Below are 13,153 nucleotides of genomic sequence, written 5' to 3'. Positions count from 1 at the left end.
CCGCCCTTCATCGACCATCGTGATCCTTGGCCCGACCGGTGATACGATGCCCGCGGCGGATCGGCAGGAGCGGGGAAGGATTGGTGCCGGACATTCCCGCGGGGCAGAAGACGGAGACGCCCCGGCCAGGCCACCGCCTCAACACATCGGGGAGCAAGGTCGCACATGAGGAACTTCAGAGCACTCCGTCCGTCTGCCATCGCGAGCGGGTTTCTCGCAGCGGTCCTGTGGGCCGCGGCTTCCCCGTTGTCCGCGGCTCCCCCCGCTTCGGAACTCCCCGAAACGCCGTTCTCACCCCTCCTGAAGCAGGTCTCCGCCGACGCCAACGTCCTCGTCATGATCGACGCGGAACGGATCCGCCGGACCGAGTTCGCCCGCTCGATCGCGGCGTCCGAGGGAGACGCCTCCGCGAGCTCTCATATCGTCGCCCGCTCGGAGGTCTCCCAGATCCTGCTTGCGGCCCATATCCGCGGCTTTCGCGAGTCGATGATCGACTGGCAGACCGCGCTGCTCCTGACCAACACCGAGCCCTCCGTGGCGGGGGTCGCCGCCAACTACGGCGGATCGGTCGAAGAGGTCGGGCCGACGGAGTACGCCGTCCTCCCCTACGGAGCGGTCGCGGTCTCGACCGGGAAGAACATCCTCGCCGTCCTGACTCCGCCCGACCGGCAGCAGGTGAGCCGCATCGTCCGGCTTTCGAAGACGACCAAGCCGGCCCCGCCGTCGGAGTTCCTGGTGTCGACGGTGGCGCAGCTCGGACCGAAGGCGGATGCCCTGATCGCGGTCGATCTGGAGGGGATGTTCGCCCGCTCGCAGATTCTCGGTTACATCCAGTCGAGCGAGACGTTCCGCGACAAGGCCAACGCCCGGATCGGGGCGGCGAATGTGCTGGAGACGCTGAAGTCGATGACGATCCGCGTCCGCTTCCGCGACCAGCCGACGGCGGAACTGACGCTCGAGTTTTCGAAGCCGGTCTCCGACACAACCGCCTGGGGCAAGGACCTGTTCGAAGAGGTCCTGTCCGATACCGGCGCCTGGATCTCCGACATCGAGAACTGGCAGGCCCGGCGGGAAGACAACCGCGTGATTCTGGAGGGGCCGCTGTCGCTTTCGGGGCTGCGGCAGATGTTCAGCCTCGTCGAATTCCCGACGGAGGTTCCGAGCGAGTATCAGCCGGACGCCAAGCTCTCGCCCGAGGAGGAGAAGCGGCGGATGGCCAAAGCGTCGCTCGCCCGGTTCCGCGCATGCGACAAGCTCGTCGAAGACCTCAAGAAGGACAATAAGGCGAAGTCGCAGCGGGCGGGCGAGAACGCCCTGTGGTTCGATCGGTACGCCCGGCAGATCGAGGTTCTCCCTTCGCTGAACGTCGATCCCGAGGTCCTGGAGTACTGCGACGACGTGGTGCTGCGGCTGCGGGTTCAGGCGACGCGGTACCGGATGGCCTCCCTGCGGATCAGCCAGGAGCAGACCCAGCCGAGCTACTTCTGGGGCTACTTCACGAACTACTACGGCAACACCTACTCCTACTGGACCCGCCAGGAGAGCGACGCGGCCCGCACGAAACGCTACGAACGGGCCGGCGCCGCCATGGACCGGGCCGAACAGTTCCAGACGATCGCCGAGGAAGGGGTCAAGGTCCGCCGCTCGATGACGGACAAGTACAAGGCGGAGTTCTGACCGCTGGCCTTTGTCGAGGGACGATCGCGGGCGCTCGCGAACGGTCCCCCGCAAGCTGTGGACTTCTTGTCGCACTTCGGAGAACGTGACTGCCACCTGCCACCTGCCGCTGAGGTTGTTTGCGGCACGATACAGGCCGATTTTGAACTCCCGCTTGCGGAGGCGCGCGGGACCGACATCCGAGGAACCGAGATGAGCGAGCCGCTTCCGGTTGTCTATCTGGCACGGCACGGGGAGACCGAGTGGAGCCGGACGGGGCAGCACACGGGGCTCACCGATCTCCCGCTCACCGAGCAGGGCGAACGGAACGCTCTCCTTCTCGGTGAGCGGCTGCGGGAGCTGGAGATTTCCCGGGTCTATGCGAGTCCCCTTCAGCGCGCCCGGCGGACGTGTGAGCTGTCGGGGTTCCTGCCGACGGCGGAGGTCGATCCGGACCTCGTCGAGTGGGACTACGGCGAGTACGAGGGGAAGACCGGCGCGGAGATCCGGGTCCGGCATCCCGGCTGGGACGTCTTCGTCGACGGCTGTCCGGGAGGGGAGTCGCCGCAGCAGGTCGCGGCGCGGGCCGACCGGGTCGTCCGCCGCCTGCGGGCCCATGGCGAGAATACGCTGCTGTTCACGAGCGGCCATTTCATCCGCGTGCTGGCGGCCCGCTGGGTCGGCTCGGATCCGGGACTGCTGGGCCGCAAGTTTCTGCTGGATACCGCGAGCCTCAGCGCCCTCGGCTACGACCGCGACGTCTCGCGTCCTGTCATCACGCTCTGGAATCAGAGTCCGGCGGCGTTGCGACCGTCCCACTGAAGCGATTGCCCGCGACCGGTGCGTCCTGCGCGGTCAACGTGCGGCGTAGCCGTACCACTGGTCGTGCATCTCGTTGAAGTCCTTCATCTGCTCGGCAAAGACTCCAAGGACGCCGCCGGTCCATTGCTGAAAGGCCTGCGTTCCTGACGGGGTCCGGAGGTGTTCGGGAAACGTGCGGATCGTATAGGCGGGGTTCTGGGTGCTGCGCTCGCGGCCGAGCGTTCGAAAGTAGTCTCCGTTCATCAGGAACCTCGGAGTGCCGCGGAAGGCGAGCTCGACCGTTTCACAGTCGGTGTCGGTCGTGGCGGCGGCGAAGTCGAGCAGGACGCGGAAGACGTCGAGCTTGTTCCGTTCGCCGGAGACCTCGTGCAGGTCGAAGACGAGCACGGACTGGTCGAAGGCGTTCCGGTAGTAGGCGGATGCTTTGATGCCGGCGTTGCGGGGATCGTCGGCGATCGCGCGAGCGAGCTGCCGTTGCAACGCGATGTTGGCGACGAGCTGCAGGGGATTGAGGGAGAACGCGCCGCCCTGCATTGCCGCGAAGCCGCCGATGACGACGACGAGCAGCAGGGGAATCGCGGCCGCCAGGATCCGCCAGTCGACCTTGGAGAGAAGCGTCGACCGTGTCGTCCCGGAGGACCCGGCGCTCTCATCGTCCCAGACCGGTTCGCCCGTGGGGCGGACTGCGGCCGGGAGCGGGGACAGGAGCGGAGCGGGCGGCGGAGGTGCGGCGGCTTCCGGGGTGGGATAGCGGTCGAGGTCGATGACCGGCAGCTCCGCCTCTTCCGGCAGGGCGGCCGAGTCGGCGAGGGCTGCACACTCGGGACAAAGCAGTTCGTTGGCTCGGGCGTTGACGCGGATCGTTTCACCGCAGCCGGCACACCGCCGCTCCACGGGAGCGGGCGGGGCGTTGGGGCGGAGCGTGAGGGCGGACTGGCAGGTCGGGCAGCGGCCTCGCTTACCGAGGAGCCGGTCTCCGACGTGCAGCATCGCTCCGCAGGTGCAGTGGACTCGAAACGACATGACGAGGAGGAGGAGGGGGATTCCGGACGTCGATCCGGGACGTCGATCACAGGGGGGGAGGCCCGCCCGGCGGACCGGGGACCTTCGAAGATACGGGCCGCGGGACGTCGTTCAAGAGCGCCGGCTGGACGCGGCTCGATCCTTCGGACCTTTGTACTCAAGGGGGCGTGCAGGAGTGCAACACTTAGGTGTTGACCTAAGTGTTGGGCGGGGGTAGGATCGAACCGGGCCGGGGCGGTCTCCACACGCAGTGGAATGACGTGCCCGCGGTCAGAGCGGGAGGGAGTCCATGGCTCGTGTTGCCGATCCGGTCGACGGCGTTTTTCGCGCGTTGTCCGATCCCACGCGGCGACTCGTGGTGGAACGGCTGGGGGAGAGTCCCGCGTCGGTGAGCGAACTTGCCGAGCCGTTCGACATGGCGCTCCCTTCCTTTGTTCAGCATCTGCGGATCCTGGAAGGTTGCGGCCTCGTCAGTTCGACAAAGTCCGGCCGGGTCCGGACGTACCGGCTCGATCCCGCGCGGCTGCAGGTGGCGGAAGACTGGCTCGCCCGGCAGCGGGCGCTTTGGGAGCGGCGCCTCGATCAGCTCGACAGTTACCTCTTGAAGCTCAAGGAGAAACGCAAGTGACAACGTCCAAGTCCGTGTCGAACGTGGCCCCGGTCTGGAAGGTGGATCCGAAGCTCGATCTTGTTCTGGAGCGTGTGATCGACGTTCCCTGCGAGCTGGTGTGGGAGGCCTGGACGACTCCCGAGCACATCAAGGAGTGGTTCTGCCCCAGGCCCTGGGGGGTCTCCGAGTGCGAGATCGACCTTCGTCCGGGCGGGATCTTCCGCACCGTGATGTGCTCGCCCGAGGGGGAGCAGTTTCCGAATGTCGGCTGTTACCTGGAGGTCGTTCCGAACGAGCGGCTTGTGTGGACGGATGCTCTGCTGCCGGGCTTCCGTCCGGGGCACACGCCGCTGGAGAGTTGCGGGATCGGTTCGTTCCTGACGGCCATCATCCTGATGGCTCCGGAGGGGAGCGGTACGCGGTACACGGCGATCGCGCTTCATCGGGACGAAGAGGCCCGGAAGCGGCATGAAGAGTTGGGTTTCCGTGAGGGTTGGGGGACGGCGCTGGATCAGCTCGTGGAGCGGATGAAGTCTTGCAAGCGTTGAGTATCCGGCGCGTCGAACCGCGTCCTTGCCGGCTCGGCTATGCCACCTCAAAACAACGTGCCATGGCAGCCGGGGTCAAGGGGCCAAGAAACAACACAGGCCCCCTTGCCGCCGGAGGCGCTTCGATGAGGAACCGTGGGACACAACGGACGTTCCCTTTGTGGTGCCAGCTATGAGGACTCCCTCAATGCGCACCACTCGCTTTGCAATCCCGCGGGTTGGTGGAGGGGGCATCCGGCACTGCGTCCGCGTTTGGATACTCACTCCTTCAGACACCTCTCGACGAGAGGGCCTCCGGCGGGCAAGAGGGGCGTTGCCCCCTTGCATCCCCCACCAGGGGTGACCCCCTGGACCCCGGTGGACTTATCGGGAGCCGTCGCCCGTGCGCACCGGTGGAGATTCGTTCCGCATCGTCAGACGGACCGCCTGCAGGATCGCCGACGCTCGCGCCCGTTCCACCCGGTGACGCTCGCCAAAAAGCGACCGCACGAACAGCCGACCCGCGAACAGGACATCGATCCCCAGAATCAGCAGGTACTCAAAACGGGTCCGGTGCTTCCGGAACCACTGCAGCCGACCCCACGCGTACCACAAGAGCCGCTGTGGTGAACTGATCGACCGCGGACCAAGGTCGCTGGCGCGGCCATGGTGCAGAACCGTCGAGTCATCACAGACCGAGAGCAGCCAGCCCTGGCGGATCAGGCGGGCGCACAGATCGGCGTCCTCCCAATACTGATAGAACCGCTCGTCGAACAGTCCGCCGACCGACTCCAGGGCGTCCCGGCGGACAACGAGGCACGTGGCGGGAAGCCACACAACCGCCCGGCGGGGATCGACGCTCCCCTCCCGCGGTTCCCACAGGAACACCCGCCGGAGGGCCCGGCCCATCGAGGGGCCGGGAAGACAGTTGGGCTGCGGAAGTCCATCGGTCCCGATCAGCCGCGGCGAGACCGCGGCGAGCGTCGGCTCCCGCTCAAGCCTCTCGATGCAGGCGGCCAGTCCCGGCTCGAGCAGCTCCGCGTCCGAGTTCAGGAGAATCAGGATGTCGCCGCGGGACTCGACACAGCCGAGGTTGTTGGCAGAGGCGAACCCCCGGTTCTCGGACAGCTCGACGAGCCGGACATCGGGGAAGTCGCGGCGCGTTGCTTCCCGCGAGTTGTCGTCGCTGGCGTTGTCGATGACGAGGACTTCCGCCTCGGGGAGCAGCCGGCGGACCGAATCGAGACAGGCCGCGAGGAGCGGCCCGCCGTTGTGATTCGCGATGACGACGGAGATCGACACGGGCTCGCGGCTCGTCAGAGGACGGAGGAGATCGGGGCGGGGGCGGGGGCGAGGCTGACTGGGAAGGGGCAGGACGCGCCGGACCATAGCGGCGCGAGGACGATCCGCGACAGACGACATTCAGCTAGGGATCCGGAGGACGATTCGCGCGGTCCGGGCGCACTGGAAGCGCTCAGGCCGTCACCTGCGTCTCCATTCGGCCGGCGGACGTCGAGACTTGAGCGTGTTTTTCGCCGGAGGCAAAGATTTTCCGGAAGGCCCCCGGCCCGCCGGGTCTCTTGCGAACGAACGGAGTTGTCCGGTCTCTTCCGCAAAGTCTTTGCGAATTGTCAGGGATCCCATGGCGAAGTTCCCGGTGCGACTGGGGAGATGTGACATGTTGAGGGGACATCTCCCTGAAGCGTCTTCCTCTATGAATTCGCGGTCTGTGACTCCTCCCGCTCCGTCCCCTGCGACAACGTCCCCTGCCACGGTCCGGTTCATTCCGGTTGCCGTCGGCTCGGCTCGAACCGTCTCCTCCGACGAGGGGGACGCCGCGTCGGCGGTGATCCTCCGCTTCACGAAGCCCGACTCGGAAGCCGGGACCGAACGGTCCGGCGCCTCGCTCTGGATCCACGGGTATCGCGGGAAACGTCTCTTCGATCTGGTGGTCGGAGGAGCGCTCCTGGCCTTTCTCTCGCCGCTGCTCGTCGCCATCGTCGGCGTGCTGGCTGTGCTGCGGTCGGGGAACTGGCTTGATGCCGTCCCGGCGATCGGGCTCGATGGCCGCCGCATCCGGCTGCTGCGATTCCGGACCCGCCCGGTGGACGTCGCCGAGACCGATGCCGGCGAGCCGGAGGAAGGGATCGTTCGGCTCCCCTCGCGACCCGGTACTACGGTGCAGGGTGGTCCCGAGCGATGGCTGGTCGCGTCCGGATGGGATCGGCTTCCCGGCCTGTGGAACGTCCTGGCGGGGCAGATTCACCTTGTCGGGTCGGCGCCCGAGGTCTCGGACGAAAGCGGAGCCTGCGTGGACCTGACGGGCTCGCAGCCCGCCATGCCTCCGGGACTCTTCTGTCCCTGGGGACAGGCGCCGGCTTCGAAGGAACCTGCCCCCGCCGGCGAGATCGACGAGATGGAGTACGTCGCCCGGCAGGGTTGGTGGACCGACCTCTGTATCGTGATCCGGAAACTGTGGGCCGCCTGAGGCCGCGAGGCTATTCCGCCGCCGTGGCCGGTTTGTTGATCGATGACATCGCGGCGATTCCCCAGCCGGCGAGGAACAGCGTTCCGCCGAACGGAGTGATCGCCCCCAGCCAGGTCCGGCCGGTCAGGACGAGGACGTAAAGGCTGCCGCTGAAGAGCAGGATCCCGAGGGCGTGGCACCAGGCGGCGATCCGCAGCCCGCGGCAGGCGCTTCCCTGCATCAGGACGCCGAGAAGCAGGATGCCGAGGGCGTGGTACATCTGGTACTCCGCCGCCGTCTTGAAGTCGCCGAGGTACTTGGTCGCCGCGGCGACCGTCTCGCCGGCGACGACTTTCGTCTTGCCGGCGTAGTTCGCCGTCAGCACCCCGTCGAGGCCGTGCGCGCCGAATGCTCCGAGGGCGACCGCCAATCCCGCCAGGATCGCACCGATCCGGATCCAGGCCGTTCCTCCGCAGCCTCCGGCGGCGCAGGCGCTAGGCGCCGGCTGGCTCGTCGCGATCACTGGAAGGAGGGACTGATCCGTGGCCATTCGTGTCTCCGAGGTCGGGAATGAAGCGGTAGCCGGTCCCCCGGACGGACAGCAGGTGGCGGGGGTTGGCGGCGTCGAGTTCGATGTACTTCCGGAGCCGCATCACGAAGTTGTCGATCGAACGGGTCGTGATCTCGGCGCTCTGGTCCCACACGTCGCGAAGGATCTGTGCCCGCGGAAGGACTTCCCCCGGATGGTCGAGGAAGTACCGCAGGAGCTGCATCTCCATCGTCGTGAGCTGGTAGACCGTCTCGCCGGCGCGGACTTCAAACGTCCGGGGATCGACTTCGACGTTCCGGAAGCGGTACGGGCCGGCCGGGACGGCGGGCGCGACGGGGGCGGCGGCTCCCAGTCCGAGGCGTTCGTTGCGGTCGAGGAGGTTGCGGCAGCGGCTGAGGAGCTCAGGCAGGGCGAACGGCTTGGTCATGTACTGGTCCACGCCGACGTCGAAGGCGTGGGCCCGGTCCTCGCTCAGGGTGCGGGCGCTCAGGACCAGGATCGGGACGTGCCGGCTCTTGCCCCGGATCTCGCGGCAGATCTCGTAGCCGCTCATGCCCGGCAGCATCAGGTCGAGGACCACGAGGTCGATCGCCGGGGCGCCGGAGGCGAAGTGCGTCAGCGCGGTCGGGCCGTCGCGGCAGACGATCGCGAGGTAGCCCTCCTGCTCGAAGTTGAACCGCAGGCCGCGGGCGATGGCCTCTTCGTCCTCGACGACGAGGATCCGTTTGCGGGTCTCCATCAGCGGCGGACCTCCGCCGGGGCGCGGGGCGGGGAGGGAGCGGTTTCCGCTGCCGGGGTCAGGGGGCGGGCGTCCGGGATGTCCGCTTCGAACGTGCAGCCGGGCTTGCCGTCGAGGCGGTCGGTCACGTGGATCCAGCCTTTCAGGCGGCGGACGAGCGTGTGGACGATGTAGAGGCCCAGGCCGGTCCCTTTGCGGGTCCGCTGGAGTTCGTTTCCGCCGCGGTAGAAGATGCGGAAGATCTTCTTCCGGTCGTCGAACGGGACCGATGCTCCGTTGTTGGTGATCCGCAGGCGGGCCCGGGTGCCGTTGAGTTGGAGCGAGACGTGAACCTTGGGGGGCTCGCCGCCGTACTTGACCGCGTTGTCGAGGAGGTTGGAGAGGATCATCCGGACGACGATCTGCTGTGTGTGGACCGCGACGGGGGCTAGGTCGAATTCGAACGTGTCGGCGACCCGGACCTGGTGGTGGAGGGCGGCTCCATCGGCGCATTCGGCGATCAGGCGGGGGATGTCGACGTCTTCGGGCATCTCGTTCTGGCCGATGGCGTCGAGTCGGCCGACTTCGAGGAGCTGGTTGATGAGCTGGTCGAGCCGGTGGAGTTCGGCCTCCATGGTGGCGTGGAACTCTTCACGCCGTTCGGCGTCGAGGTTCCGCATCCGGAGGGTTTGGAGATAAAGCTGCAGGGCCGCGATGGGGGATTTGAGTTCGTGGGTGACGCTGTCGACGAAGTTGGCCTGGCGATTGTTGAGGCGGATTTCTTTGATCGTCAGGACGAGCCAGACGATCATGCCGGCGAGGGCGAGGGTGAAGGCGAGGACGCCGACGGTGAGGGCGGTCCACTGGGCTCCGCGGGCGAGGACGATGATCCAGCAGACCATGAGGGTGACGTTGAGCGCGATGAGGCAGGCGCTCAGCGTGATGGGGAGGTGTAGCGTGCTCCGCCGACGGAAGAATTTCGTCATGTCGGTCACGCGGTCGTCCAACGCAGTCCCTCACTCCTGTGATCACCCGGTGAGTCCGGCGCCACGTGCGGCGGTCTCGACCGGAACCCGGCCGGCGCGAGTCGATGGCCTTAGCGGGTCGTGTGATCAGTATAGTTCCGGGGCGAGGGAGTTTCATGGCGCCGGAGCGGCCGACGGGCGCGGATGCACCCCAACATCTCTGGCTCGCCGGGTCCAGGGGCACCCTGGTGGGGAGTGCAGAGGGGCAACGCCCCTTTGCCCGCCGGAGGCCTGTCCGTCGAGAGATGTCTGAAGGAGAGTGTGTCCAAACGCGGACAACGTGTCGTATGCCCCCACACCAACCCGTGGGGAGTCCAAAGCGAGCGGTGAGTCCTCAACGCTGGTACCACAAAGCGGACGCCCGTTGTTTGCCACGGTTCCTCATGGAAGTGCCTCCGGCGGCAAGGGGGTGAGACCCCCTTGACCCCAGTGGCCATGGCACATTGGGTTTGAGCGATCAGCGCTCTGCCGGCGAGGAGGCGATTCTTGCAAGAGAATCCGTACGGAAAGCGACACGAAGCCCTCGCGGCTTGGGTATGATTGGCGGCGAACGCGGGAGCTCCTCAACGGGACTGGAGCGGGAACCCCAACGCGGCACGGTCGCCGCCCTCTGAACACGTTCTTCGCATGCCCGAGCGCCTCTGGTATCTGAAACAATCGCGGCTGTTCGAGCAGCTCTCCGAAGCGGAGCTCGGCCTGCTGGAGTCGCACGCGCGGATCCGGGAGTTCCGTTCGCGGGAAATCGTCTACTCGCCGCTCGACCGGGCCGATTCGGTCTTCCTCGTGGTGGCGGGCCGCGTCCGCCTCCTGAGCGTGACCGCGGAAGGGAAAGAGGCGGTCCTGGCCCTGATCGAGCCCGGAGAACTGTTCGGAGAGCTGGCGCTCGTGGCGAGCGGCTCCCGCGAGGAGCACGCGGAATCGGCCGGCCGGTCGACCGTGGCCTCCCTGTCGCGGGCCTCGCTCGAGGACCTCATGAACCGGAACGGACGGCTGGCGCTCGGGATCTGGAAGTTCATCGGCTGGCAGCGGCAGCGGATCGAGCGGCGGCTGCGGAGCCTGCTCTTCCGCACGACCCGCGAACGGGTCCTGTTCCTGCTGGCGGACCTCCTGGAGCACTACGGACGCCGCGACGGAGGAGCGGCCGAACTCGCGATCCGGCTGTCACACCAGGAGATCGCGAACCTGATCGGCGCCACGCGGGAGTCGGTGACGCTGGCGCTCGGGGACCTTCAGAACGAGGGGCTCGTCCAGCTGGGACGACAGCGGATCCGCGTCACCTCGATAACCCGGCTGCGGGATCTGGCGGGCCTTCCGCCGCTGTCGCCGTCCGAGGCGGTTGAATCTCCTTCCAAACGTCGCTCAGCGGGCACGGTCGCGGTTCCTCCCTCGTCTGCCCCTGCGCCGCGTGTTCTGGGAGAGGCTCCACCATGAGCATCTCGCCGATGGAGATTCGACGCGGGACGGATCCCCGCCCGGAGCACGCAAATCCTCCAATGTGTATGCCAGATCGCAGACCCCCGGCTCCGAAACCGGAATCCTGACCTTCCGGAGCGACAGGCCCGACCGATGAACACACCCGATCCATCCTCGACGGAATGGCAGACGTGCCCTCCCGGACTGCTCCGGGAGACCGGCCGGTCCGCCCGTGCGCGGATTACGCGGCGCCGGGCGTTGCTGCAACTGGGCTTGGCGAGCGGCGCCGTGGTCGTTGGAGGGCTGCTGTGGAAGCGGTCGCAGGACCAGGGGCTGGCCGATAAGGCTCCCGTCGTTCCCGCGTCAGCGCCAAACCTGGGTCCGGGACCGGACGCGACTCTCGTGGACGCCGCCGCGCCGATCGAGTGTCACGACGTTGTGCGGTTACTTCCGTCGTATCTGGCCGGGACGCTCCCGGCGGGGGACCGGGAGCGGATCGACCGGCATCTGCGGACCTGCGAGCACTGCACCCGGGACCTGGCGCGGCTGCGGACGCGGCGGAACGCGTGAGCTACCTGGTCCGCGCCAACGGCTTGAGCGCTTCGAGAACGTCGGACGTGCGGGCTCGGCCGCCGTGTTCCTTGGCGATCTTGGCAAAGACGATCTCTCCGGTCTTCGGCTGAAGGACAAAGGTGGACGGATAGGCGGTCTCCCCCGGCTCGTCCCAGCGCAGCCCGTAGGCGGTTGTGAAGGCGTAGTCGGGATCGAGCAGGAGCGTGAAGTGCTTGGGGATCTCTCCTCGTCCCTGGAACTCCCTGGCCTTGTCCGCCAGACCCTTCGAGGGGCCGGGATAGACGAGAAGGACCTGTGCCTGGGCACTGTCCAGCTTCCCGGCCGACTGGATCAGCTCCTGGACCTGCTTGTGGCAGGCGGGGCACTGGTAGCCGGGGTAGCCCCGCAGCACGACCAGGACCACCGGACCGGCCGCGAGCTTGTCCGACAGTCGCGTGGGAGTGCCGAGGACGGACGAGAGCTGGAAGTCCTTTGCCGTCTCGCCGACGCGGGGAATCCGCTCGCCGGCCCGAGCGGGACCCGCGACGAGGCTGATTGCCGCCATGACGAACAGCGCTGGAGCGGTGAGGCGGAGGGAAGTGGGAACGCAGAGCATGGGGTTCTCCGGACAGCGAAAAGAGTGTGGCGGGGATCCGACTGCGGATCTCCTGCTGTGGAGTGGCGAGATTACGCCGGTGCGGCCGGGCGATTCTGTGAGCTGTCGCACCGTGGGGTCGATCGGGTTCGAACGGCGCGTTGGCCTCCGGTGGCGAACGTGAGCCAGGTCACAGACCGGGCTCACGAGACCGGCGTAGTCTCGCGGGCTCCTGGCATCCGGCGGAGCGCGTGATCTCGCGCCTGCAGTGGGTTCCGGTCCCCGGCCCCCGCCCCTCTTCACGAAAGTCCGACCATGATTCGCCGTGCTGCGTTGAGTCTGTTGCTGGTCCTCCTGTCGACCTCGGCCGTCGTGGCGGAACCGTTCCGGAAGCCGATCACGAATCCGAAGTACGACCCGGCGGCCGGACGGGTGGAGCTGTTCGCCGGCATGGAGGGAGAGTCGCTGGAGGTGACGCTGCGGCTCAAGAATGAGTTCGGCGGAAACCTGTTCGTCCGGAACCGGACCGACAAGCCGCTCACGGTCCTCATGCCGGCGGCGATGGTCGGCGTTCAGATCCATCCGCAGTTCGGCGGCGGCGGACTGGGGGGAGGGCAAGGGGGTCTGGGGGGTGGACAGGGAGGGGGCGGGCTCGGCGGGCAGAACCAGGCGGTCGGCGGCGGAGTGGGGGGAGGAGGGCTTGGCGGCGGCGGCGGACTCGGCGGCCAGGGGGGTGGAGCCGGAGGGGGCTTCTTCTCCATTCCTCCGGCGGAGACGGTCCGGGTTCCCTTTCGCTCGGTCTGCCTGGAGCACGGCAAGCGATCGCCGACCAGCCGGAACAGCTACACGGTCGTGGCCGTGGAGCGCTACAGCGCTCAGCCCGAGCTGGCGACGCTCTGCGAGGCCGTCGCGAGCGGCACCGTGAATTCCTCGGTGGCGCAGGCGGCGGCGTGGCACATCGGCAGTGGGATGAGCTGGGACGATCTCGCGCGAAAGACCTTCGATCAGGCCGGGGCGGCCGATACCCCCTACTTCTCCCGGGAGCACCTCATGGCCGCGGTGCAGCTCGTCGCCGCCTCGAGAACCCTGGCGGCGGAACGATCCTCGGCCCGGCCCGAATCGTCCGCTTCGAGGACGACTTCGGCCGCGAGTCCGGGCGAGTCGCCTTCGAAGCGTTGATTACTGAGGCGACGTG

Annotated in this window: 14 protein-coding genes; 8 read left to right on the top strand and 6 right to left on the bottom strand. The window is 67.5% G+C overall.

All coding sequences use genetic code 11. The annotated features are described in order from the left end of the window. Nucleotides 1-165 precede the first annotated feature (165 nt). The gene (locus tag VT03_RS08825) at nt 166-1,677 is read left to right on the top strand and encodes a hypothetical protein (RefSeq protein ID WP_075092641.1); all 1,512 of its coding nucleotides are present in this window, start codon (nt 166-168) and stop codon (nt 1,675-1,677) included. 192 nt (nt 1,678-1,869) lie between these two features. Next, nucleotides 1,870-2,478: a histidine phosphatase family protein gene (locus VT03_RS08820; protein WP_075092640.1), complete on the top strand. Its 609-nt coding sequence runs from the start codon at nt 1,870-1,872 to the stop codon at nt 2,476-2,478. Nucleotides 2,479-2,511: 33 nt separating this feature from the next. On the opposite strand, the gene VT03_RS32630 is transcribed toward VT03_RS08820, so the two are convergent. Further along, nucleotides 2,512-3,501: a hypothetical protein gene (locus VT03_RS32630; protein WP_082846055.1), complete on the bottom strand. Its 990-nt coding sequence runs from the start codon at nt 3,499-3,501 to the stop codon at nt 2,512-2,514. Nucleotides 3,502-3,790: 289 nt separating this feature from the next. Between VT03_RS32630 and VT03_RS08810 the strand changes: the two genes are divergently transcribed. After that, nucleotides 3,791-4,129 (top strand): ArsR/SmtB family transcription factor, encoded by a 339-nt coding sequence (locus tag VT03_RS08810; protein WP_075092639.1) that lies wholly within the window; start codon nt 3,791-3,793, stop codon nt 4,127-4,129. Between the two features lie 23 nt (nt 4,130-4,152). Then, on the top strand, nt 4,153-4,659 hold the full coding sequence (locus VT03_RS08805; RefSeq protein ID WP_156514957.1) for an SRPBCC family protein: 507 nt from the start codon (nt 4,153-4,155) through the stop codon (nt 4,657-4,659). Between the two features lie 363 nt (nt 4,660-5,022). Here the strand turns inward: VT03_RS08805 and VT03_RS08800 are convergent, their stop codons facing one another. Beyond that, on the bottom strand, nt 5,023-5,940 hold the full coding sequence (locus VT03_RS08800) for a glycosyltransferase family 2 protein (RefSeq protein WP_197489260.1): 918 nt from the start codon (nt 5,938-5,940) through the stop codon (nt 5,023-5,025). A 412-nt stretch (nt 5,941-6,352) separates the two neighbouring features. On the opposite strand from VT03_RS08800, the gene VT03_RS08795 reads away from it, so the two are divergent. Continuing rightward, nucleotides 6,353-7,126: a sugar transferase gene (locus VT03_RS08795; RefSeq protein WP_197489259.1), complete on the top strand. Its 774-nt coding sequence runs from the start codon at nt 6,353-6,355 to the stop codon at nt 7,124-7,126. Between the two features lie 10 nt (nt 7,127-7,136). Here the strand turns inward: VT03_RS08795 and VT03_RS08790 are convergent, their stop codons facing one another. Genes VT03_RS08790 through VT03_RS08780 form a run of 3 tightly spaced genes read right to left on the bottom strand, consistent with a single transcriptional unit; the run spans nt 7,137 to nt 9,359 of the window. Beyond that, a complete protein-coding gene (locus VT03_RS08790; RefSeq protein WP_082846753.1) occupies nt 7,137-7,655 on the bottom strand; it encodes a DUF423 domain-containing protein in 519 nt (172 codons plus the stop codon). Beyond that, on the bottom strand, nt 7,600-8,394 hold the full coding sequence (locus VT03_RS08785; protein WP_075092636.1) for a response regulator transcription factor: 795 nt from the start codon (nt 8,392-8,394) through the stop codon (nt 7,600-7,602). Before VT03_RS08785 ends, VT03_RS08790 begins: the two co-directional genes overlap by 56 nt. Beyond that, nucleotides 8,394-9,359: a sensor histidine kinase gene (locus VT03_RS08780; protein WP_075097014.1), complete on the bottom strand. Its 966-nt coding sequence runs from the start codon at nt 9,357-9,359 to the stop codon at nt 8,394-8,396. Before VT03_RS08780 ends, VT03_RS08785 begins: the two co-directional genes overlap by 1 nt. Nucleotides 9,360-10,025: 666 nt before the next feature. Here VT03_RS08780 and VT03_RS08775 point away from each other — a divergent pair. Both VT03_RS08775 and VT03_RS08770 read left to right on the top strand, forming a co-directional pair. Then, nucleotides 10,026-10,829 carry a Crp/Fnr family transcriptional regulator gene (locus VT03_RS08775; protein ID WP_075092635.1) on the top strand — a complete coding sequence of 268 codons (804 nt, stop codon included), beginning with the start codon at nt 10,026-10,028 and terminating at the stop codon, nt 10,827-10,829. A gap of 135 nt (nt 10,830-10,964) precedes the next feature. Then, nucleotides 10,965-11,381 (top strand): zf-HC2 domain-containing protein, encoded by a 417-nt coding sequence (locus VT03_RS08770; RefSeq protein WP_075092634.1) that lies wholly within the window; start codon nt 10,965-10,967, stop codon nt 11,379-11,381. A 1-nt stretch (nt 11,382) separates the two neighbouring features. Here VT03_RS08770 and VT03_RS08765 read toward each other — a convergent pair whose 3' ends face one another. Continuing rightward, nucleotides 11,383-11,979, bottom strand: a complete 597-nt coding sequence (locus VT03_RS08765; protein WP_075092633.1) for a redoxin domain-containing protein — start codon at nt 11,977-11,979, stop codon at nt 11,383-11,385. A gap of 294 nt (nt 11,980-12,273) precedes the next feature. On the opposite strand from VT03_RS08765, the gene VT03_RS33305 reads away from it, so the two are divergent. Next, complete coding sequence (locus tag VT03_RS33305; RefSeq protein WP_156514362.1) at nt 12,274-13,137, top strand: hypothetical protein; 864 nt, start codon at nt 12,274-12,276, stop codon at nt 13,135-13,137. Nucleotides 13,138-13,153 lie beyond the last annotated feature (16 nt).

The organism is Planctomyces sp. SH-PL14, from assembly GCF_001610835.1.
Classification (GTDB): Bacteria; Planctomycetota; Planctomycetia; order Planctomycetales; family Planctomycetaceae; genus Planctomyces_A.
This window is presented reverse-complemented; position numbering and strand designations above follow the sequence as displayed.